The sequence below is a fragment of the Enterobacter sp. MGH 4 genome, from assembly GCF_000534735.1.
GTDB lineage: Bacteria > Pseudomonadota > Gammaproteobacteria > Enterobacterales > Enterobacteriaceae > Enterobacter > Enterobacter intestinihominis.
Map to the genome: position 1 here is coordinate 1,708,730 of NZ_KI973289.1, position 21,624 is coordinate 1,730,353.

Annotated in this window: 19 protein-coding genes, 1 tRNA gene, 1 pseudogene and 1 riboswitch; of the genes and pseudogenes, 13 read left to right on the forward strand and 8 right to left on the reverse strand. The window is 57.5% G+C overall.

The genetic code is table 11. The features are described from left to right. Positions 1–55 precede the first annotated feature (55 nt). Entirely contained in the window at positions 56–1,564 is a 1,509-nt protein-coding gene (gene putP, locus L350_RS14240; protein WP_032624501.1) for a sodium/proline symporter PutP, read from the reverse strand. Between the two features lie 422 nt (positions 1,565–1,986). On the opposite strand from putP, the gene putA reads away from it, so the two are divergent. Beyond that, positions 1,987–5,949 (forward strand): trifunctional transcriptional regulator/proline dehydrogenase/L-glutamate gamma-semialdehyde dehydrogenase, encoded by a 3,963-nt coding sequence (putA, locus tag L350_RS14235; protein ID WP_032624502.1) that lies wholly within the window; start codon positions 1,987–1,989, stop codon positions 5,947–5,949. Positions 5,950–6,050: 101 nt separating this feature from the next. Next, entirely contained in the window at positions 6,051–6,443 is a 393-nt protein-coding gene (locus tag L350_RS14230; RefSeq protein WP_032624503.1) for a lysozyme inhibitor LprI family protein, read from the forward strand. Between the two features lie 491 nt (positions 6,444–6,934). Here the strand turns inward: L350_RS14230 and rutR are convergent, their stop codons facing one another. Next, positions 6,935–7,573 (reverse strand): HTH-type transcriptional regulator RutR, encoded by a 639-nt coding sequence (gene rutR, locus L350_RS14225; protein WP_032624504.1) that lies wholly within the window; start codon positions 7,571–7,573, stop codon positions 6,935–6,937. A gap of 245 nt (positions 7,574–7,818) precedes the next feature. Between rutR and rutA the strand changes: the two genes are divergently transcribed. Genes rutA through rutG form a run of 7 tightly spaced genes read left to right on the forward strand, consistent with a single transcriptional unit; the run spans position 7,819 to position 13,247 of the window. After that, the gene (gene rutA / locus L350_RS14220) at positions 7,819–8,910 is read left to right on the forward strand and encodes a pyrimidine utilization protein A (RefSeq protein ID WP_023305836.1); all 1,092 of its coding nucleotides are present in this window, start codon (positions 7,819–7,821) and stop codon (positions 8,908–8,910) included. Then, complete coding sequence (rutB, locus tag L350_RS14215) at positions 8,910–9,599, forward strand: pyrimidine utilization protein B (protein WP_032624505.1); 690 nt, start codon at positions 8,910–8,912, stop codon at positions 9,597–9,599. The genes rutA and rutB overlap by 1 nt, the downstream gene beginning before the upstream one ends. An 11-nt stretch (positions 9,600–9,610) precedes the next feature. Next, positions 9,611–9,997, forward strand: a complete 387-nt coding sequence (rutC, locus tag L350_RS14210) for a pyrimidine utilization protein C (protein WP_015570870.1) — start codon at positions 9,611–9,613, stop codon at positions 9,995–9,997. Positions 9,998–10,004: 7 nt separating this feature from the next. Continuing rightward, positions 10,005–10,805 carry a pyrimidine utilization protein D gene (rutD, locus tag L350_RS14205; RefSeq protein ID WP_022647680.1) on the forward strand — a complete coding sequence of 267 codons (801 nt, stop codon included), beginning with the start codon at positions 10,005–10,007 and terminating at the stop codon, positions 10,803–10,805. 9 nt (positions 10,806–10,814) lie between these two features. Continuing rightward, the gene (locus L350_RS14200; RefSeq protein WP_032624506.1) at positions 10,815–11,405 is read left to right on the forward strand and encodes a malonic semialdehyde reductase; all 591 of its coding nucleotides are present in this window, start codon (positions 10,815–10,817) and stop codon (positions 11,403–11,405) included. 9 nt (positions 11,406–11,414) lie between these two features. Then, positions 11,415–11,909, forward strand: a complete 495-nt coding sequence (rutF, locus tag L350_RS14195) for an NADH-dependent FMN reductase RutF (protein ID WP_022647678.1) — start codon at positions 11,415–11,417, stop codon at positions 11,907–11,909. A gap of 21 nt (positions 11,910–11,930) precedes the next feature. After that, complete coding sequence (gene rutG, locus L350_RS14190) at positions 11,931–13,247, forward strand: pyrimidine utilization transport protein G (protein ID WP_032624507.1); 1,317 nt, start codon at positions 11,931–11,933, stop codon at positions 13,245–13,247. Between the two features lie 79 nt (positions 13,248–13,326). Here rutG and L350_RS14185 read toward each other — a convergent pair whose 3' ends face one another. The 3 genes and pseudogenes from L350_RS14185 to L350_RS14180 all read right to left on the reverse strand — a co-directional run bounded on the left by L350_RS14185 (position 13,327) and on the right by L350_RS14180 (position 15,853). After that, positions 13,327–14,484, reverse strand: a complete 1,158-nt coding sequence (locus L350_RS14185) for a DDE-type integrase/transposase/recombinase (RefSeq protein WP_032624508.1) — start codon at positions 14,482–14,484, stop codon at positions 13,327–13,329. A gap of 162 nt (positions 14,485–14,646) precedes the next feature. Next, positions 14,647–15,566: pseudogene (locus L350_RS0122330) on the reverse strand (DMT family transporter). A 116-nt stretch (positions 15,567–15,682) separates the two neighbouring features. Beyond that, the gene (locus L350_RS14180) at positions 15,683–15,853 is read right to left on the reverse strand and encodes a con-10 family general stress protein (protein WP_001273664.1); all 171 of its coding nucleotides are present in this window, start codon (positions 15,851–15,853) and stop codon (positions 15,683–15,685) included. Between the two features lie 391 nt (positions 15,854–16,244). Between L350_RS14180 and wrbA the strand changes: the two genes are divergently transcribed. After that, positions 16,245–16,841 carry an NAD(P)H:quinone oxidoreductase gene (wrbA, locus tag L350_RS14175; RefSeq protein WP_022647675.1) on the forward strand — a complete coding sequence of 199 codons (597 nt, stop codon included), beginning with the start codon at positions 16,245–16,247 and terminating at the stop codon, positions 16,839–16,841. Between the two features lie 18 nt (positions 16,842–16,859). After that, positions 16,860–17,087, forward strand: a complete 228-nt coding sequence (locus L350_RS14170; protein WP_022647674.1) for a YccJ family protein — start codon at positions 16,860–16,862, stop codon at positions 17,085–17,087. A gap of 32 nt (positions 17,088–17,119) precedes the next feature. On the opposite strand, the gene agp is transcribed toward L350_RS14170, so the two are convergent. Both agp and L350_RS14160 read right to left on the reverse strand, forming a co-directional pair. Beyond that, on the reverse strand, positions 17,120–18,361 hold the full coding sequence (agp, locus tag L350_RS14165; protein WP_032624509.1) for a bifunctional glucose-1-phosphatase/inositol phosphatase: 1,242 nt from the start codon (positions 18,359–18,361) through the stop codon (positions 17,120–17,122). 105 nt (positions 18,362–18,466) lie between these two features. Continuing rightward, complete coding sequence (locus L350_RS14160; RefSeq protein ID WP_023299758.1) at positions 18,467–18,967, reverse strand: DedA family protein; 501 nt, start codon at positions 18,965–18,967, stop codon at positions 18,467–18,469. Positions 18,968–19,125: 158 nt separating this feature from the next. After that, positions 19,126–19,295, forward strand: a riboswitch (M-box (ykoK) riboswitch). 60 nt (positions 19,296–19,355) lie between these two features. On the opposite strand from L350_RS14160, the gene L350_RS14155 reads away from it, so the two are divergent. Further along, positions 19,356–20,357, forward strand: coding sequence for a magnesium transporter (locus L350_RS14155; protein ID WP_023299757.1), 1,002 nt, complete (start codon positions 19,356–19,358; stop codon positions 20,355–20,357). Between the two features lie 42 nt (positions 20,358–20,399). On the opposite strand, the gene L350_RS14150 is transcribed toward L350_RS14155, so the two are convergent. Beyond that, positions 20,400–20,487: transfer RNA gene (locus L350_RS14150), tRNA-Ser, on the reverse strand. Positions 20,488–20,764: 277 nt separating this feature from the next. On the opposite strand from L350_RS14150, the gene L350_RS14145 reads away from it, so the two are divergent. After that, positions 20,765–21,616, forward strand: coding sequence for a hypothetical protein (locus L350_RS14145; protein ID WP_023299756.1), 852 nt, complete (start codon positions 20,765–20,767; stop codon positions 21,614–21,616). The last annotated feature ends 8 nt before the right edge of the window (positions 21,617–21,624 follow it).

The following is a 21,624-nucleotide window of genomic DNA, read 5'->3' on the forward strand; positions in this document are numbered from 1 at the left end:
GGTGAACGGTCTGTCCCCTCTCCCCTTTGGGGAGAGGGTTAGGGTGAGGGGGAAATTACTCAGCCTGGAGCTTAGACGGCGGCGCTGAGTGGTAATGCGCATCCGCTTCCGCAAAGCGCTTCTGCATAGATGCAGACGGCGCTTTACCCAGCAGGCTAAACACCACAATACCGAGGCTGCCGAAGATGAAGCCCGGGATGATTTCGTACAGGCCCAGCCACGCGAACTGTTTCCAGACGATAACGGTAACCGCACCGATGATCATCCCCGCCAGCGCGCCGTTGCGGGTCATGCGTGAACACAGAACGGAGAACAGCACCACCGGACCAAATGCGGCGCCAAAGCCCGCCCACGCGTAGCTCACCAGCCCCAGCACGCGGTTTTCCGGGTTAGCCGCCAGCGCAATCGCCACCAGCGCCACCAGCAGCACCATAAAACGCCCTACCCACACCAGCTCTTTCTGGCTCGCGCCCTTACGCAGGAACGCTTTGTAGAGGTCTTCGGTGATGGCACTGGAGCACACCAGCAGCTGACAGCTCAGGGTGGACATGACTGCCGCCAGGATCGCGGAGAGCAGGATACCGGCAATCCACGGGTTGAACAGGATCTGCGCCAGCTCGATGAACACGCGCTCGGCGTTCTGGTTCACCGCGCCCGCCTGCGCCGGGTTGTTGTTGAAGTAGGCGATACCGAAGAAACCGACCGCGCACGCCCCCGCCAGACACAGGATCATCCACGTCATGCTGATGCGACGCGCGTGAACGATGGTGTGGTGAGAATCCGCCGCCATAAAGCGCGCCAGAATGTGCGGCTGACCGAAGTAGCCCAGGCCCCAGCCCATCAGGGAGACGATGGCCACGAAGTTCAGCCCTTTCAGCATATCGACGTTTTCGATGCTCTTCTGCTTGATCACTTCCAGCGATTCGCCAAAGCCGCCGACGGTAAAAATCACAATTATCGGGGTCAGGATCAGGGCGAAAATCATCAGACTCGCCTGCACGGTATCGGTCCAGCTTACCGCCAGGAATCCGCCCACGAAGGTATAGAGGATGGTCGCGGCCGCACCGGCCCACAGCGCCGTTTCATAGCTCATGCCGAAGGTGCTTTCGAACAGGCGCGCGCCCGCCACAATGCCGGAGGCACAGTAGATGGTGAAGAACAGCAGGATCACCACCGCAGAGATAATACGCAATATGCGGCTGTTATCTTCAAAGCGTCCGGTGAAGTAATCCGGCAGCGTCAGGGCGTTGTTGTTGGCTTCGGTATGCACACGCAGACGGCCTGCTACCAGCTTCCAGTTGATCCATGCGCCAACGGTCAGGCCGATGGCGATCCAGCTTTCGGAGATACCGGAGATGAAAATCGCGCCCGGCAGCCCCATCAGCAGCCAGCCGCTCATGTCGGATGCGCCCGCTGAGAGTGCGGTGACCATCGGGCCCAAGCTGCGCCCGCCGAGGATGTAGTCGTCAAAGTTTTTAGTGGAACGCCATGCCAAAAACCCTATCAGGATCATGCCAAAAATATAAACGAGAAATGTCACCAGCATCGGTGTGCTAATAGCCATTCAAATTCTCCAAAATGTCGAGCGACAGCCGTCCGGGCTGCCTTGTTATGTCATCACCGGAACGTAGTGATGTGTGTATGTGTTTCCGTTGGGCGCGCTATCCTGCCGTATACGCATCCCACTGACAAACGATTTAACACTGCATTTACATGAATTTCATCCCTGGTTTTATACGTCTTTCCTATAGGTTGCACTCGCTCACGCTTTTATGGGTTGCACCTTTAAAAAGTGTTAAGCACCGCATAAAAACTGGGCTCAGAAACCGCCGCGCGTTCTTTTTCACAGCTAACTAATCGTTAACAATCCATTCATTTTCCAGCTTGCAGACCAGGTCACATTTAACACGGTTGCACAAAGTTGCAACATGGTGGATATTTCACGCTATCAACAGAACGCTATTACAGAACAACAGGAGTTTTGGCATGGGGATGACCACCATGGGGGTTAAGCTGGATGACGCTACCCGCGAACGGATTAAAACCGCTGCGACCCGTATCGACCGCACGCCGCACTGGTTAATCAAGCAGGCGATTTTTAACTATCTGGAAAGACTGGAGAGTGAAGAAGGTCTGCCGGAGCTGCCTGCCCTGCTGGCGGGCGCTGCGAACGAAGGCGAAGAGGCCGCGACGGCCGCTGATGAGAACCACCAGCCGTTCCTGGAATTTGCCGAGCAGATCCTGCCGCAGTCCGTCAGCCGCGCCGCCATTACCGGCGCCTATCGCCGTGCCGAAACCGACGCCGTGCCGATGCTGCTGGAGCAGGCGCGCCTGCCGGAAGCCGTTGCCGCTCAGGCGCACAGCCTGGCGTATCAGCTCGCCGACAAGCTGCGTAATCAGAAAACCGCCAGCGGACGCGCCGGTATGGTGCAGGGTCTGTTGCAGGAGTTCTCCCTCTCCTCGCAGGAAGGCGTGGCGCTGATGTGTCTGGCGGAAGCGCTGCTGCGTATCCCAGATAAAGCCACCCGCGATGCCCTGATCCGCGACAAAATCAGCAACGGCAACTGGCACTCCCACATTGGCCGCAGCCCGTCCCTGTTTGTGAACGCCGCCACCTGGGGCCTGCTGTTTACTGGCAAGCTGGTCTCCACCCATAACGAAGCCAACCTGTCGCGCTCCCTGAACCGTATTATCGGCAAGAGCGGCGAGCCGCTGATCCGTAAGGGCGTGGACATGGCGATGCGCCTGATGGGCGAGCAGTTCGTCACCGGGGAAACCATTGCCGAAGCGCTGGCGAACGCCCGCAAGCTGGAAGACAAAGGCTTCCGCTACTCCTACGACATGCTGGGTGAAGCGGCGCTGACCGCCGCCGACGCGCAGGCCTACATGGTCTCTTACCAGCAGGCGATCCACGCCATCGGTAAAGCGTCCAACGGTCGCGGTATTTATGAAGGGCCAGGCATCTCTATCAAGCTTTCCGCCCTGCACCCGCGCTACAGCCGCGCGCAGTACGACCGGGTGATGGAAGAACTCTACCCGCGCCTGAAGTCCCTGACCCTGCTGGCGCGCCAGTATGACATCGGCATCAACATCGACGCCGAAGAGGCGGATCGTCTGGAGATCTCCCTCGATCTGCTGGAAGAACTGTGCTTCGAGCCGGAGCTGGCGGGCTGGAACGGGATTGGTTTCGTTATCCAGGCCTACCAGAAACGCTGCCCGTTCGTCATTGACTACCTGATCGACCTGGCCAGCCGTAGCCGTCGCCGCCTGATGATCCGTCTGGTGAAGGGCGCCTACTGGGACAGCGAAATCAAACGCGCCCAGATGGAGGGTCTGGAAGGCTATCCGGTCTATACCCGCAAGGTCTACACCGACGTCTCTTACCTCGCCTGCGCGAAAAAACTGCTCGGCGTGCCGAACCTGATTTATCCGCAGTTCGCCACCCACAACGCCCACACCCTGGCGGCGATCTACAGCCTGGCGGGTCAGAACTACTATCCGGGCCAGTACGAGTTCCAGTGTCTGCACGGCATGGGTGAACCGCTGTACGAGCAGGTGACCGGTAAAGTGGCTGACGGCAAGCTGAACCGTCCGTGCCGTATTTATGCCCCGGTAGGTACCCACGAAACCCTGCTGGCCTACCTGGTGCGTCGTCTGCTGGAGAACGGGGCGAACACCTCCTTCGTTAACCGCATCGCCGATACCACCCTGCCGCTGGACGAACTGGTGGCCGATCCGGTACAGGCCGTAGAGAAGATGGCGGCGCAGGAAGGCCAGATTGGTTTGCCGCATCCGAAGATTGCCCTGCCGCGCGAGCTGTATGGTGCAGGTCGCGTCAACTCGGCGGGTCTGGATCTCGCCAACGAACACCGTCTGGCGTCGCTCTCTTCTGCCCTGCTTAACAGCGCATTGCAGAAGTGGCAGGCCAAACCGATCCTTGAGCAGTCCGTTGAAGACGGTGAAATGCAGCCGGTGATCAACCCGGCAGAGCCGAAGGATATCGTCGGCTACGTGCGCGAAGCCACAGAAGCGGAAGTGGATCAGGCTTTGGAGAGCGCGGTGAACAACGCGCCAATCTGGTTTGCCACCCCGCCGCAGGAGCGTGCCGCCATTCTGGAACGCGCGGCGGTGCTGATGGAAGATCAGATGCAGCAGCTTATCGGCATTCTGGTGCGTGAAGCGGGTAAAACCTTCAGCAACGCCATCGCCGAAGTGCGTGAGGCGGTCGACTTCCTGCACTACTACGCCGGTCAGGTGCGTGATGATTTCGACAACGAAACGCACCGTCCGCTCGGCCCGGTGGTCTGTATCAGCCCGTGGAACTTCCCGCTGGCAATCTTCACCGGCCAGATTGCCGCGGCCCTTGCCGCAGGCAACAGCGTGCTGGCAAAACCGGCAGAGCAGACTCCGCTGATTGCCGCTCAGGGCATCAACATTCTGCTGGAAGCGGGCGTACCGGCGGGCGTGGTGCAGCTGTTGCCGGGGCGCGGTGAAACGGTGGGTGCCAAACTGACCTCCGATAACCGCGTGCGCGGCGTGATGTTTACCGGTTCGACCGAAGTAGCCTCCCTGCTGCAACGCAACATCGCCACCCGTCTGGATGCGCAGGGCCGTCCAACGCCGCTGATCGCTGAAACCGGCGGCATGAACGCCATGATCGTGGACTCCTCCGCGCTCACTGAGCAGGTCGTCGTTGACGTGCTGGCCTCTGCCTTCGACAGCGCGGGTCAACGCTGTTCCGCCCTGCGCGTGCTGTGCTTACAGGATGACGTGGCTGACCACACGCTGAAGATGTTGCGCGGTGCGATGGCGGAATGCCGCATGGGCAACCCGGGCCGTCTCACCACCGATATCGGGCCGGTGATCGACGCGGAAGCCAAAGCCAACATCGAAAACCACATTCAGGCCATGCGTGCCAAAGGCCGTCCGGTGTTCCAGGCGGTGCGCGAGAACAGCGAAGATGCCCGCGAGTGGCAGACCGGCACCTTCGTGCCGCCAACGCTGATTGAGCTGGCAAGCTTCGACGAGCTGAAAAAAGAGGTCTTCGGCCCGGTACTGCACGTGGTGCGCTACAACCGTAACAACCTCAACGAGCTGATCGATCAGATCAACGCCTCGGGTTACGGCCTGACGCTCGGCGTGCATACCCGTATCGACGAAACCATTGCCCAGGTGACCGGCAATGCTAAAGTCGGCAACCTGTACGTCAACCGTAATATGGTCGGCGCAGTCGTGGGCGTGCAGCCGTTCGGCGGCGAAGGCCTCTCCGGCACCGGCCCGAAAGCGGGCGGTCCGCTCTATCTGTACCGTCTGCTGGCAAACCGTCCGGAAAATGCGCTGGGCGTGACGCTGGCGCGTCAGGACGCGGACTATCCGGTGGATGCGCAGGTGAAAGCCGTGCTGACCCAGCCGCTGGACGCGCTGATTAAGTGGGCAGAAAACCGCCCTGAACTGCGTGCAATTGCGCAGCAGTACGGCGAGCTGGCGCAGGCCGGTACCCAGCGCCTGCTGCCGGGTCCAACCGGTGAGCGCAACACCTGGACGCTGATGCCGCGCGAGCGGGTGCTGTGCATGGCGGATGACGAGCAGGATGCGCTGGTGCAGCTGGCAGCCGCTACAGCAACGGGCTGTGAGGTGCTGTGGCCGGAAGATGCGCTGCATCGCGACCTCGCCAAACAGTTGCCAAAAGCGGTCTCGGCTCGCATTCGCTTTGCGAAGGCCGATGCCCTGCTGACCCAGCCGTTTGACGCGGTGATCTACCACGGTGATTCCGACCAGCTGCGCGAACTGTGCGAGCAGGTGGCGGCCCGCAGCGGCGCGATTGTCTCGGTGCAGGGCTTCGCCCGTGGGGAAACCAACCTGCTGCTGGAGCGCCTGTACGTTGAGCGCTCGCTCAGCGTTAACACCGCGGCGGCGGGCGGTAACGCCAGCCTGATGACCATCGGTTAATCGTGTAAACTCTCCCCGGTGACGCTACGCTTACCGGGGCTATAAAACAGCCGCAGGCCGGATAAGCACAGCGCATCCGGCTTTTTTACATGGAGGGGATGATGAAAAGAGTATTTCTCGCAGGTGCAGCCCTGCTCATGAGCGCCAGCGCGCTTGCCGACGAGTGCAACAACGCAACCACCCAGCTTGAACTGAACACCTGTAGCGCGCAGCAGTACCAGGCCGCCGATAAAAAGCTCAACGAGACCTATCAGGCCGCCATCAAACGTGCGGCTGCACCTCAGCGCGATCTGCTGAAAAAGGCGCAGCAGGCGTGGATCAGCCTGCGCGACGCGGACTGTGCGTTTATCGGTTCGGGTACGGAAGGCGGGAGCGTTCAGCCAATGATTGTGAACCAGTGTCTGGCGGAAAAAACCGTGGAGCGCGAAGCGTTTCTGGCCACGCTGATGCAGTGTGAAGAGGGCGACTTAAGCTGTCCCTTCCCGCCGGGCTGACGCGGCACTGAACTATTCCCTCTCCCACAGGGCTGAGGGTTCCCCACAAATTAATGCGAGCACTGAGCAATCCCCTCGCCCCTCCGGGGAGAGGGTTAGGGTGAGGGGAACATACGGCGGTGGTGGTCATTCCGTTCACTTTATGTTCCTTGCTACTCTGTAACGACATGACCGGTGAACGTGCCAGGGTGGCTCAGTCGCCACCACCCTGGCGACCCGGGCTCCCGGCGGAAAATCGCCGCTTCGCGGTGCCCTCGGCTTATTCCTTCCGGCTTATCGGGTACGGGCGGAGGCAACGTCCCTGTAAAGCCGCCCTCTCGGCGCATCCCTGCGCCTCGCCCCGGCCGGAAGGCAAACGCCTCAGCGATTTACAGCCGGACCAGGGCATCGCTGACAGCCCTCAGTCATTTAGAAAGCAACTTTATTGCTTCTGCATAAAAAAATTACTGGGGATCCCTCAGCCCACAGGGAGAGGGTTAGGGTGAGGGAAATTAGCGCACACGGATCCCTTCGATAATCATCCGCTGCACGTTTTCCAGGGTGCTCTGGAAAAACGCCTCGTCCTGGAGCGTTTTACCGGTTACCGCCTCGACCTGGACCGCGAAGTCAGCGTAGTGCTGGGTTGAGGCCCAAATCATGAAGATCAGATGATGCGGATCGACGGGCGCCAGTTTTCCGCTGGCGACCCATCCGGCAATAATGGCCGATTTTTCGTCCACCAGCTGCTTTAGATCTCCCGTCAGCTCCGCCTGCAACAGCGGCGCGCCCTGTAACATCTCCAGACAAAACAGCCTCGATGCCTGGGGATAATCACGCGATACCTCCAGCTTCAGGCGTATGTACTCCTCTATCGCAACCAGCGGGGCCAGCTCTTCGCGAAATGCTTTAAGCGGTGCGAGCCAGATATCCAGGATCTGCTGCATCACCGCCACATATAGCGCCTCTTTCGACGGGTAGTAGTAGAGCAGATTGGTCTTGGACACCCCGGCCTGCTCCGCCACCTGCTCAAGGCGCGTACCGTGAATACCAAACTGCGAAAATGTCTCCAGCGCGGCGCTGAGGATCGCCTGTTTCTTGGCGCTCACCGCCTGCGAACGTTTACCGGGTGTTTTCACTGCGCCTTGTGTCATTTTCGCTCTCCATTTTCTGTCCTGCGCTCAGCATAGCAAAACCCCCGTCTCGCCACGACCTTCTGCACCCTCAGCGCGCATGAGTGCCTGTTTTCTGTGCAATGATTTTGACCACTTAGTCCACATTTTCGCTGTTAAATTTAACAGCCACCAGTTAACACTCTAATAACAAAGTATTTTTCAAAACTGGCACTCCCTTTGCAAAAACGTCGTGACACCTGCGACGTAATGAAGAGAGGTTCGTGATGAAAATTGGCGTATTTGTACCGATCGGCAACAACGGCTGGCTTATCTCGACCACTGCCCCGCAATACATGCCGACCTTTGAGCTGAATAAAGCCATCGTGCAGAAAGCGGAGCATTACCACTTCGACTTTGCGCTCTCGATGATCAAGCTGCGCGGTTTCGGCGGTAAGACCGAATTCTGGGACCACAACCTGGAGTCCTTTACCCTGATGGCGGGCCTGGCGGCGGTAACCTCGCGCATCCAGATTTACGCCACCGCCGCCACCCTTACCCTTCCCCCGGCAATCGTGGCGCGGATGGCCTCCACCATCGACTCCATCTCCGGCGGGCGCTTTGGCGTCAACCTTGTCACCGGCTGGCAAAAGCCGGAGTACGAGCAGATGGGGATCTGGCCGGGGGATGATTACTTCTCTCGTCGCTACGACTACCTGACTGAATACGTGCAGGTGCTACGCGATCTGTGGGGCACCGGCAAAAGTGACTTCAAGGGTGACTTCTTCACCATGAACGACTGCCGTGTCAGCCCCCAGCCGTCGGTGCCGATGAAGGTGATTTGCGCCGGGCAGAGCGACGCGGGGATGGAATTCTCCGCCAAATACGCCGACTTCAACTTCTGCTTCGGCAAAGGCGTTAACACCCCTGCCGCCTTCGCGCCCACCGCGGCACGCATGAAAGCGGCCGCCGACAAAATCGGGCGCGACGTGGGCTCCTACGTGCTGTTTATGGTGATTGCCGACGAAACCGACGACGCCGCGCGCGCCAAATGGGAACGATACAAGGACGGCGCCGACGAGGAAGCCCTGAGCTGGCTGACCGAGCAGAGCCAGAAGGATACCCGCTCCGGCGCGGACACCAACGTTCGCCAGATGGCCGACCCGACGTCTGCCGTTAATATCAACATGGGCACCCTGGTTGGCTCGTATGCCAGCGTCGCCAGAATGCTCGACGAAGTAGCTGCCGTGCCCGGCGCCGAAGGCGTGCTGCTGACCTTCGATGATTTTCTCACCGGCGTGGAAACCTTCGGCGAGCGTATTCAGCCGCTGATGCAGTGCCGCGCCCACATCCCTGCCGTGACGAAGGAGGTGGCGTAATGACGACCCTCAACGCTCGCCCGGAGGCCATCACCTTTGACGCGCAGCAGAGCGCGCTGATCGTGGTGGATATGCAAAACGCTTATGCCAGTAAAGGCGGGTATCTGGATCTGGCCGGGTTCGACGTCTCGGCCACGCAGCCGGTGATTGAGAATATCAAAACCGCCGTGAGCGCCGCGCGTGCTGCGGGCATGCTGATCGTCTGGTTCCAGAATGGCTGGGACGACCAGTACGTCGAAGCTGGCGGTCCCGGCTCACCCAACTTTCACAAATCCAATGCCCTGAAAACCATGCGCCAACGGCCTGAACTCCAGGGCACGCTGCTGGCGAAAGGCGGCTGGGATTATCAGCTGGTGGATGATCTGGTACCGGAAGCTGGCGATATCGTGCTGCCGAAACCGCGCTACAGCGGCTTTTTCAATACCCCGCTCGACAGCCTGCTGCGCAGCCGGGGCATTCGTCATCTGGTCTTTACGGGCATTGCCACCAACGTCTGCGTGGAGTCCACCCTGCGCGACGGCTTCTTCCTCGAGTATTTTGGCGTTGTGCTGGAAGACGCTACCCATCAGGCCGGGCCGGATTTTGCCCAGAAAGCCGCCCTGTTCAATATCGAAACCTTTTTTGGCTGGGTCAGTAACGTCAATGATTTCTGCGACGCGCTGGATCCCCCGCTCGCCCGCATCGCCTGAGGAGAACCGCTATGCCGAAATCCGTGATTATTCCGCCGGGCACCAGCACCCCGATAGCCCCGTTTGTCCCCGGTACCCTCGCCGACGGCGTGGTGTATGTCTCAGGCACGCTGCCGTTTGATAAAGACAACAACGTGGTGTTTATCGATGACCCAAAGGCGCAAACCCGCCACGTGCTGGAGACGATCAAAACCGTGATCGAAACGGCGGGTGGCACGATGGAGGACGTGACCTTCAACAGCATCTTTATCACCGACTGGAAAAACTACGCCGCGATTAACGAGATCTACGCGGAGTTTTTCCCCGGCGATAAACCGGCGCGATTTTGCATCCAGTGCGGGCTGGTAAAGCCTGAAGCGCTGGTTGAAATTGCCACCGTTGCGCACATCGCGAAGTGAGGCCGCCATGAAACTGTCCATTTCCCCGCCCCCCTTTGCGGGCGCGCCCGTGGTGGTGCTGATTGCCGGGCTCGGCGGCAGCGGGAGCTACTGGCTGCCTCAGCTCGCCGTGCTGGGGCAGGAGTATCAGGTGGTGTGCTACGACCAGCGGGGCACGGGGAATAACCCGGATACCCTGCCGGAAGATTACACCCTCGCACACATGGCCGACGAGCTCGCGCTGGCGTTAGCCGGGGCCGGGATCGCCCGTTACTGCGTGGTCGGCCACGCGCTGGGGGCGCTGGTCGGCCTGCGGCTGGCTATCGATAAGCCTGACGCCCTCACCGCGCTGGTTTGTGTCAACGGCTGGCTGACCCTCAATGCCCATACCCGACGCTGTTTTGACGTTCGCGAACGTCTGCTGCATGCGGGCGGGGCTCAGGCGTGGGTAGAGGCACAGCCGCTGTTTCTTTACCCGGCAGACTGGATGGCTGCCCGCGCTCCGCGGCTGGAGGCCGAGGAAGCGCTGGCGCTGGCCCATTTCCAGGGCAAAGCCAATCTGCTGCGCAGGCTGCATGCGCTGAAACAGGCCGATTTCAGCCGCCACGCTGCACGCGTTCGCTGCCCCGTGCAGATTATTTGTTCCACCGACGATCTGCTGGTGCCGTCCGTCTGCTCCGCGGAACTGCACGCCGCCCTCCCGCACGCCCGCAAAACGGTCATGCGCCAGGGCGGGCATGCCTGCAACGTGACCGCGCCGGACATCTTTAACACGCTGCTGCTGAACGGGCTTGCCAGCCTGCTGCACAGCCCTGAACCCGCTTTGTAAGGAGCCTGAATGAGCGAAGCCATCACGCCCGCCGCGCTGGAAACGCTGTTTACCGGCGCACGTCCCCATAACGGCTGGCTGGATATACCGGTCAGTGACGAGACGCTGCGCGAGATTTATGACCTGATGAAATGGGGGCCGACGTCCGCCAACTGTTCCCCGGCGCGCATTGTCTTTGTGCGAAGCCCGGAAGGAAAAGAGAAGCTGCGCCCGGCGCTCTCCAGCGGCAACCTTGAGAAAACGCTCACCGCCCCGGTCACGGCAATTGTCGCCTGGGACAGCGAGTTTTATGAGCGCCTGCCTGTACTGTTCCCGCACGGCGATGCCAGAAGCTGGTTTACCTCCAGCCCCGCACTGGCGGAAGAGACCGCCTTTCGCAACAGTTCGATGCAGGCCGCGTACCTGATCTTCGCCTGCCGCGCGCTCGGGCTCGACACCGGGCCGATGTCCGGCTTTGACCGGGAAAAAGTGGACGCGGCCTTTTTCACGGGCACGCTGCTTAAAAGCAATCTGCTGATTAACATCGGCTATGGCGATATGAGCAAAGTCTATGGGCGCTTACCGCGTCTGACCTTCGAAGACGCCTGCGGGCTGGCGTAAGGAGCCATCATGACGACACCCGATCAGCAAACCTTCCGTGATGCCATGGCCTGCGTCGGTGCGGCGGTCAATATCATCACCACCGACGGCCCTGCGGGAATGGCGGGCTTTACCGCCAGCGCGGTATGCAGCGTGACCGATTCCCCGCCCACTCTGCTGGTTTGCCTCAACCGTGGCGCGTCCGTCTGGCCGATTTTCAACGAGAACCGCACCCTGTGCGTTAACACGCTGAGTGCCGGACAGGAGCCATTATCCAACCTGTTTGGCGGTAAAACGCCGATGGAGGACCGCTTTGCCGCTGCCCGCTGGCAGACAGGCGACACGGGCTGTCCACGTCTGGAAAATGCCCTGGCCTCGTTCGACTGCCGCATCAGCCAGGTGGTTAGCGTCGGCACCCACGACATTCTGTTTTGCGACATCGTATCCATCGTTCGCCACCCGGCACCGCAAGGGCTGGTGTGGTTCGACCGCGGCTATCACGCACTTATGCGACCCGCCTGTTAATCCGCATTCAGGAGACAGAACATGTTCGGACTTCCCCACTGGCAGTTGAAATCGACCTCCACAGAAGCAGGCGTGGTCGCGCCGGATGAAAGGCTCCCGCTCGGGCAGACAATGGTGATGGGCGTGCAGCATGCGGTCGCGATGTTTGGTGCGACGGTGCTAATGCCCATGCTGATGGGGCTGGATCCTAACCTCGCCATTTTGATGTCGGGTATGGGTACCCTGCTGTTCTTTTTTGTCACCGGCGGGCGCGTGCCCAGCTATCTGGGCTCCAGCGCCGCCTTTGTGGGAGTCGTTATTGCAGCGACCGGGTTTAACGGTCAGGGCATTAACCCCAACCTGAGCGTGGCCCTCGGCGGCATTATCGCCTGTGGGCTGGTCTACACCCTTACCGGTCTGGTGGTGATGAAAGTCGGCACGCGCTGGATCGAGCGGATGATGCCCCCCGTCGTCACCGGGGCGGTGGTGATGGCGATAGGCCTGAACCTCGCGCCGATTGCGGTGAAGAGCGTATCCGGCTCGCCGTTTGAAAGCTGGATGGCGGTGATTACGGTGCTGTGCATCGGCGTGGTGGCGGTCTTTACGCGCGGGATGATCCAGCGGCTGCTGATCCTGGTCGGGCTGATTGCGGCCTGTCTGATCTACGCGCTGCTGGCGAACGTGTTTGGTCTCGGCAAGCCGGTTGATTTCACACTGATTCACCAGGCCGCCTGGTTCGGGATGCCGCACATGACCTCGCCCACCTTTAACGCTCAGGCGATGATGCTCATCGCGCCTGTCGCGGTGATTCTGGTGGCTGAAAACCTGGGCCACCTGAAAGCCGTAGCGGGAATGACCGGGCGCAATATGGACCCGTATATGGGGCGGGCGTTTGTGGGAGACGGTCTGGCGACCATGCTCTCCGGCTCGGTCGGCGGCAGCGGCGTGACGACCTACGCGGAAAACATCGGCGTGATGGCAGTGACCAAAGTCTACTCGACGCTGGTCTTCGTGGCGGCGGCGGTGATGGCGATACTGCTCGGCTTTTCCCCAAAATTCGGCGCATTGATCCACACCATCCCGGCACCCGTGATTGGCGGCGCCTCGATTGTTGTATTTGGTCTGATTGCCGTCGCGGGGGCACGCATCTGGGTGCAGAATCATGTTGATCTGAGCCAGAACGGTAACCTGATCATGGTGGCGGTCACGCTGGTGCTGGGCGCAGGCGACTTCGCCCTGACGCTGGGCGGGTTTACGGTGGGCGGGATTGGTACGGCGACCTTCGGCGCGATCCTGCTCAACGCCCTGCTTAGCCGCCGCAAAGGGGATGAAGCGCAAGCGGAAGCCATCACCCCCTGAACCTGAAATAGCCGGGTGACGCTACTGTATGACCGGATACATAGGTAACAGATCAGACCGGGAACATAGGTAACACTTTTCAGTCTATCCGGAGCACACTCTGGGTTTTTCGGTCGTAGTACGCAAGCGTTATTCCATTAAAGATGATGGCCTCCAGGCCATCATCTTGTTCTTCCAGCATGATGTACTCATCAGTCAGCGCTTCACTCAGGAACACCGTCCCCTTTTTCCCCATATAGAGTGTCCCCCTTGATTTCACCCTGTAGACCGTACCTCCTTCCGGATAAGCATATTCAGGAACCCTGCCATCCCAGTGCCGGCCTGAGGGGTGCCATACCGTTCCGGGCGTTGCACCCGCCAGGGCTTCATGCGGCCTTTCGTAGTTAAACTCTTCCCGGTAGCCACTGAACCACCGCTGTTGTTCTTCCATCGTCATAAATATGTTGCCCTGTTTTACTGCACTTTTCAGCGAACGATGCATTCGCTCATGACGGCCGTTTTCTTCCGGATGCCCCTTTCTGATGCGTTCCGGTCTGATGCCCAGCTTTATCAGCCAGACTGCAAGGCGACTTAACCCGGCGATACCTGTTCCTGCGAAAGGCTGACCATTATCCGTTCTCAGGACTTCCGGCAGACCGTACTCCAGGAACGCATCCGTCAGGCACTGCCTGACGAAGGGCTCGCTCTCCCGGTCTGCTCCCCGGCAGCTCAGAAGATACCGGCTGTGATTGTCGGTGAGGGTGAAGGGATGACAGTATTTCCGGCTCAGCAGCCTGAACTTGCCTTTAAAATCAGCGCTCCAGACCTGATTGTTCTCACTGATGATGGTCAGGGGCTGGCGATTGCCCGGGGTTCTGCGTTTTCGCTTTTTATCCGGAACCAGGCCTTCACGCTTGAGGATATCGCCGATAGTACTGGCAGCGGGGACGGTAAAATCGACGTGATGATTGAGCAGCCACATCCGCAGTTTTTTGGGGCCCCAGTCAGGGTGTTTTTGCCTCAGGGCCGTAAGCTGCCCGGCGATATCATCAGGAACTGTCCGGGAGTGGGAGTGCGGAGCACGCGACCGGTCAGAGAGAGATGACAGGTCAGAGGGGTCAAAACGCTGAAGCCATTTGTAACCGGTTTTTCGACTGATGCCGAAGAGACGGCAGAGGGCAGAAAAAGAATCCGTACCTGCATGGCAGGCACGGATAAAATCAAGGCGTTGCATAGGTCGGGTCTCAGTCCAGGGCATAGCGAGTCTCCTCTTCTATGCCAGTTATAACTGTTACCCATGTATCCGGTCTAAAGTGTTACCCATGTTTCCGGTTCATACCCTACGCTTACCCGGCCTACATGCCAATTGTAGGCCCGTGCAAGCGAAGCGCCGCCGGGCAAACGGGCAGCGTGCGCGTTGTTAGCTATCTGCCCCTTGTTCAGTGCCCAACCCGGCAATCGACTTACGTCGTTTTTTTAACTTTAACTCGCTCACCAGCACCCCGGCGACAATAAACGCCGCGCCCACCAGCGCCAGCAGCGGCAGACGCTCCCCGGCGAGTCGCCCGAAAATACCCGCCCACACCGGTTCACCGGTATAGATGACCGTCGCCCGTGTCGGAGATACGCTGCGCTGCGCCCAGTTCATGGTGACCTGAATAATGGCGCTAAAAAAGCCCAGCCCCAGCGCCACGACGATAAGCCCGGTAGACATCGGCGGGACGGACTCCCCTGCCGGCACCATCGTCGCGAACGCCACCAGCGACGCGGTGGCAAGCTGCACGACCGTCACCCGCTTGACGTCCACTTTTCCTGCCAGGCGCTAATCAAAATAATTTCTGCCGCAATGGCAACGGCCCCCACCAGCGTGATGATCTCTCCCGGCCCCAGCGCCAGCAGATTATTTCCCGGCCCGGCTAATAAAATGAGGCCGATGAACGCCAGCACGATACCAATGCACGACATCAGGCCCGGTATTCTGCCCAGGCACAGCCACTGCAACAGCGGCACCAGCGGTACGTACATGGCGGTGATGAAAGCGGATTTACTGCTGGAGATAGACTGAAGCCCCCACGTTTGCAGGCTATAGCCCATGGCAATCGCCACGCCAATAGCGACACCCGCTTTAAGCTCTGTCAGGGTCAACCCGCGCAGGGTTTTCAGCGAAATAAGCGCCACGGCAACCGCCGCGGTTGCAAAACGCAGCCCTACAAAGAAAAACGGATCGCTCATCGTGACCGCGTACTGAACGGCAAGAAAGGTTCCGCCCCAGAACATGGTGATCAAAATCAGGATGGCTTCCTGAGGCTTAATGGAGAAAGTAAAACGGGAAACGGACATGGGACACCAGCACGAAGAATCAATCCTGTAGTGTGCGATGCCTTAGATTACAGTTCAATGTAGCAGACATAAAAAAACCGCCGGGAAACCCGGCGGCAGAGAGTTAACCCGGCGTACTACTTGTTGCTGCCGTGGCTATTTTTACCCCCTTTTTTGCCAGCCTCTGATGCGCGCTGAGGGTCGTTTTTAAAATTGCCCCCGCTAGACTGGCCACCTTTACGACCTGCTTCTGATGCTCTTTCACGGTCTTCAGCGAAATTACCTGAACCACCACGATGGTTTGCCATCTCTAACCTCCAGAGTGTGAAACATTAGACATCATATTGCATTCAGTAAAAGAGGATTCTTTCACCTCGCGGCTCAAGGACAGTGCCTTTATCTGTGCCGCGTGAATCTAAGCTTAGTGTAATGCGGCTATCCGGCAAGCGAGAGGTAATATTCTGCAACATGATCTCAGCCTTTCGTATGAAATATTGAGGAGGTCATCCATAAGCCATTCTTATATTTTGAAAAATCAGCGCCGCTAAAGTTGTTTCATTTTGCTACAAAGCACGTAACGAAAAGATATTGTTATATATCAAATAAATGCCGTTCATTTTTGCAGTCTGGCCGTGATGTCATATCTTTAAAGTAACGCAGCGATCCGCTGTAAGAAAAACCAACGAGGAGTGATGCAAAATGGCAAAAGTTCTGGTGCTCTATTATTCCATGTATGGACACATTGAAACCATGGCTCACGCAGTTGCAGAAGGCGCAAACAGAGTAGACGGCGTTGAGGTTGTGGTTAAACGCGTACCGGAAACCATGCAGGCGGAAGCCTTCGCCAAAGCCGGGGGAAAAACACAAAACGCCCAGGTCGCCACCCCGCAGGAGCTCGCGGACTATGATGCCATTATCTTCGGCACCCCGACCCGCTTCGGCAATATGTCCGGCCAGATGCGCACCTTCCTCGACCAGACGGGCGGGCTCTGGGCCTCCGGCGCGTTATACGGCAAGCTGGCCAGCGTGTTCAGCTCTACCGGCACAGGCGGCGGCCAGGAGCAGACGATCACCTCAACCTGGACTACCCTTGCACATCATGGGATGGTGATTGTGCCGATTGGCTACGGCGCGCAGGAACTGTTTGATGTTTCCCAGGTTCGTGGCGGGACACCGTATGGCGCGACAACCATTGCCGGTGGGGATGGTTCACGTCAGCCAAGCAATGAAGAACTTTCGATCGCCCGCTATCAGGGTGAATACGTCGCGGGTCTTGCCAAAAAACTGAACGGCTAACCCAACAGGAGGACAAGTATGCCAACTCAAGAATCCAAAGCTCACCACGTGGGCGAATGGGCAAGTTTACGCAATACCTCTCCGGAGATTGCAGAAGCCATCTTTGAAGTCGCCAGGTATGACGAAAAGCTGGCTGAGCAGATTTGGGAAGAAGGCAACGATGAAGTGCTGGTTCGCGCCTTCGAAAAAACCGACAAAGACTCGCTGTTCTGGGGCGAGCAAACCATCGAACGTAAAAACGTCTGAATGTTCCCCCCGCCCGCGCGGGGGGGTTTCTTCTATTTCGCCGCGTTGTTCATCACCGCATTGAATTTATCGATCGGACAGAAGCCGTTGCCATCTACCGGACAGCCCTTCAGCTCCAGCGTCACGCGCTGCGCAGGAGATTGCAGCGACAGCACGCTGGCATTACGCAACTGCTCTGAACTCTGGTAGACATACTCAATTTTCATCAGCTCCTGGTTAGTGTTTTTGTCATGCCAGCGCTGGAAGACAATTTTACCGCCAATCGGGGTTCGTTCCTGCTGGTCGTGCAGCTGATACGGCCTGAAATCCAGCGCGGTCAGCAGCGAGGCAATGTTGGAGTCGTGCCCCACCAGCAGGGTAATTTTTGGCGCTTTGGCCTGTTCGGTCACCAGCGCTTTATCAATGTACTTCACCAACGGTTTAGCCACGTTCTGCGCCACGTCCGTCGAGGTAAACAGCGAGTCCTGGTAGCCGTTTTTCAGCTTCGACAGCACGCGCCACTGCTGATCGGTTTTGATTTCCCCCCATGCCACCTGGTCTGCCGGGAATCCTTCGTAATACTGTAGGGTGAACGCATCCACCAGCGAGTTACCCACTTTCAGCGGCCCGGAGACGCCCGGCTCTTTTTCATAATCGGCGCTGAACGTATCTTTCGCCTCCGTCAGGGAACAGACTTTTTTCTCCTTGCAGGACGGCGAGTCGCTATAGTTTGTCAGCTGCTCCAGCAGTTTGTAGCTTTCATCCAACTGCATTTTCTGCCGTTCTGTCTCCATCGCTTTCAGCGCTTTCTCACGAAACTCAGGGGAATTATCGGTAATGACCGGATTGAAGGTGGGGTCCATGGTGCCCATTTTTTCCTGATGATGCACAGGCACATCGCACCCCGGGAACGCGCCGGTGATAAAGAACTGCGCGGTCGCCACGGTGCGCTGGAGGCTGTTGGCGTAGGCATAGACGGTACCCGCTGGCGGGCATTCACCCGTCTTCACCATCCCCTGCTCTGCCAGCCACTCGCGTATATAGTGACCCATATACACTTCCAGTACGCCCCCTTTGGTGGTGAGCTGTCCACCCGGGACGTCCCACTCCGGCCACTGCTTCGGCGTGGACTGCTCCAGCACGCTGCCGTTATTGGCGAGCGGTGCACGCAGGTTGTGGCGGCTCATGATGAGTACCTGTTCCAGCTGATAACCGTCCGGTGTGTCCTGCGCCTGTGCGCCAAAGGTCACGGCAAGGGTACCTGCCACGGCAACTGCAAGTAGTGCTTTTCTCATCCCTAATTCCTCACACGTTTTTTTAATGTCGCATTGAGTGTGACAGATTCGTGACAGGTTTTTCGGGAAGCATTTCTCAAACTGATGAATACGTGACTCGCTGATTCAGAGGCTGATGCTGGTGACGATGCCGACATACAGCGCCGCCCATGCGCAGGCTGAAAGCAGGCTGATGGCGTAAACCTTTATCGCGCTCAGCCTGAGCATGCCCGCCGCCAGCGGCACGATATAGCGCAGTACCGCCAGGAAACGCGAGGTGAACAACACCAGCAGGCCATTTTTATGCAGCTGGTGCTGTACCCGCAAAAACTTCCCGGCATGTTTTGCCGTGAAGCGTGACACTCGCCGGGTATGCCCCATCAGCTGGCCGATATGGTAATTCAGCACCGATCCTGCCGTAGCGCCCATCACCACCGCCAGCCACGTCAGCGCCGGATGCATACTCGACTGGCTGACGGCAATCCCCGCCAGCAGCATGACCGATGCGGGCGGGAGCACGGAAGAGATCAGTACCGTTGATTTACTCAGTGCCATAACAACGAGCAACGCGAAGAGATGCGTTGGATAATGCGCAAAATGATCCAGCAGCGTGTCCAGCCATGCCATTTTACTCTCCCCGGTAACATCAGAATTCCCCATTAGAAGTGAAAATAGTTAAATAAAACGTCAACATTCATTCAATAATATTCATTTAAACCATACTTAAACATTATTAAAATTCCTCAGCAGCCATTTTAAATAAGCGTATTATCCCTCACGTTTTACAACGATCTCGTTATGGCGAGGCTCCTGTACAAATACACGTTATCGCTCTGGTGGGTTCGAGAGAACCGGCACAGGGTAAAACAGGCACTGTCGAATCAAGGCTTTGCCAGTATAACTTCCCTTACGGGATACGGTGTACAGTGCTGAACCCAGGACGTGGGGATCTCCTTTCCGACATGCCCTGTCTTGCTCGCCCCTGAGAGATTTTATTATTCAAAGGGAAGTTACAATGTCTTACGCTATTCACAACCATAATCTGGCTTTTAACGACAGCGCCATCGCGCAATATATGAATACCGATTTTATCGTTATTGATATTTCATTATGCGTGGCTCTGGCACGCGAGCAGTTCTTTGAAAAATTAAAAGATGATGATATTCCGTCACATATTTTTATCGAAGACAACGGTCGCCTCGCGGGTTTGATTGCCGTACGTAAATTATTGCAGGCCACGGATACCGTACAGCCCGTTAAAGGTCTGATGATATCGGATTTTATCCAGCTTAAACCGGAAGATGAGCGGGCGGATGTCGCCGGGTTGCTGGCGCACGCAGGTGCGGATGTCGTACCGGTGGTGACCCACGGCAAGCTGGTGGGCTGCCTTACCGAGCGTGAAATCGCCCATCTGCTGGAAGATGACGTTACTGAAGATGCCCAGCTTCAGGGGGCAACGCTGCCGCTGGAGAAGCCCTATCTGGAAACCAGCGCCTTTAGCCTGTGGAAGAAACGCTCCGTCTGGCTGCTGCTGCTGTTTGTCGCGGAAGCGTATACCAGCTCGGTGATCCAGCATTTTGAAGAGGCGCTGGAATCCGCCATTGCGCTGGCGTTCTTTATTCCGCTGCTGATTGGCACCGGCGGAAACAGCGGGACGCAGATTACCTCGACGCTGGTGCGCGCCATGGCGCTGGGTGAAGTCCACCTTCGCGACGTGGGTCGCGTGCTGCGCAAAGAGATGAGCACCTCGTTAATGATTGCCGCCACGCTGGGCCTGGCGGGCTGCGTTCGTGCCTGGATGATGGGCATTGGGATGGAAATCACGCTTATCGTCAGCCTGACGCTGGTCTGCATTACGCTGTGGAGCGCCATTGTCTCATCGGTGATCCCGATGGTATTGAAACGTTGCAAAATCGACCCGGCGGTCGTTTCCGCGCCGTTTATCGCCACGCTGATCGACGGTACCGGGCTCATTATCTACTTCAAAATCGCACAGTATACGCTGGGGCTGGAATAACGAAAAAACCCTGCGATATTGCTATCGCAGGGTTTTCGAATTTGGCGGAAGCGTAGAGATTCGAACTCTAGAACCCTTTCGGGTCGCCGGTTTTCAAGACCGGTGCCTTCAACCGCTCGGCCACGCTTCCAAAGTGAGGCGCACTATAAACATCTCTGAGCATGATGTAAAGCAGGAAATTGCATTACGTTGAGCTTCTTGCGTCATTCCCTTCCGCTCCGATCACTTCTTCGTCATCGGCTGGCTAAAATGTAAACATTTATTTTTACATCACATAAACTTATTAGAATGAAAGTTTGTGATCTAGACTCTTTTTCATACACCGCAGCTTATCCGTGCAACATTGCCACCTCAATATGCCCTTGTAAGACCCTATTCACGCAGGTCACTGCGATAAGAGATTTTCCATGAAATTATTCGATACCGATAACTACAGACTTATTCTCTGGCGTAAATTTCTGCCGTGGCTGATCCAGAACGGTGCGCAAAAAAACAACCCGCATGACTATTTTCTGGTGTACTTAAAAGATGCCGACAATACGCGTTATATTCTGAAGAAGCACGAAAGCAGCAACGTTGTGCTCTGCCCGATGCATAAAAGCGAAGATGTCAGTATGAGCGTGGAAGATATCAGCGAAATGCAGGCTGAAATCATTCACTATAAGCGCAATGGGTTTCAGGCTTACAAAGGCATTATCCCGTTTGCCTTTGACCATTATACGAAAATCATCACCTTAAAAACGGCCCTTGCTCGTCTGAAAGGGCGCTGTATTTCTGGCCTGAAATCTGATTCAGAAACCATCAGCCGGGACCGTTACAACTTGCTCAGGCTGCTGGTGACCGACTACGTCAACCAGCGCCCTTCGCGCGTTTCGTCTGGTTTCACCCAGCGGGAAGTGATCGCCATGCTTTACGGCACACTTTGGTATAAACATATCAAAAATGAGTCGTTTAGCAGAAAAATCGCGCTCTTACTTGAGTCGCTCGTGATCACGGGCGATCTCAGCGAAGAGGGTAAGGTGTACTACGTGCAGGGCCAGGCTATTACCACCATGGTCGAGTATGAAAAAGAGGACCAGCGGGTAACGCATCAGCAAAAAATGCAGAAAAAAATTACGCGTTTTATGTTTGCGATAACGCTATCTACGCTGCTGATTATTCTGGTTCTGCTGTCGATGGCAGGGGTCGTCGACCTCGCCGCTGTCTGGCAGAAAATACTACAGATTAAGCCGCTTAGATTTTTAATGAATTTTATCTAATACCCTGC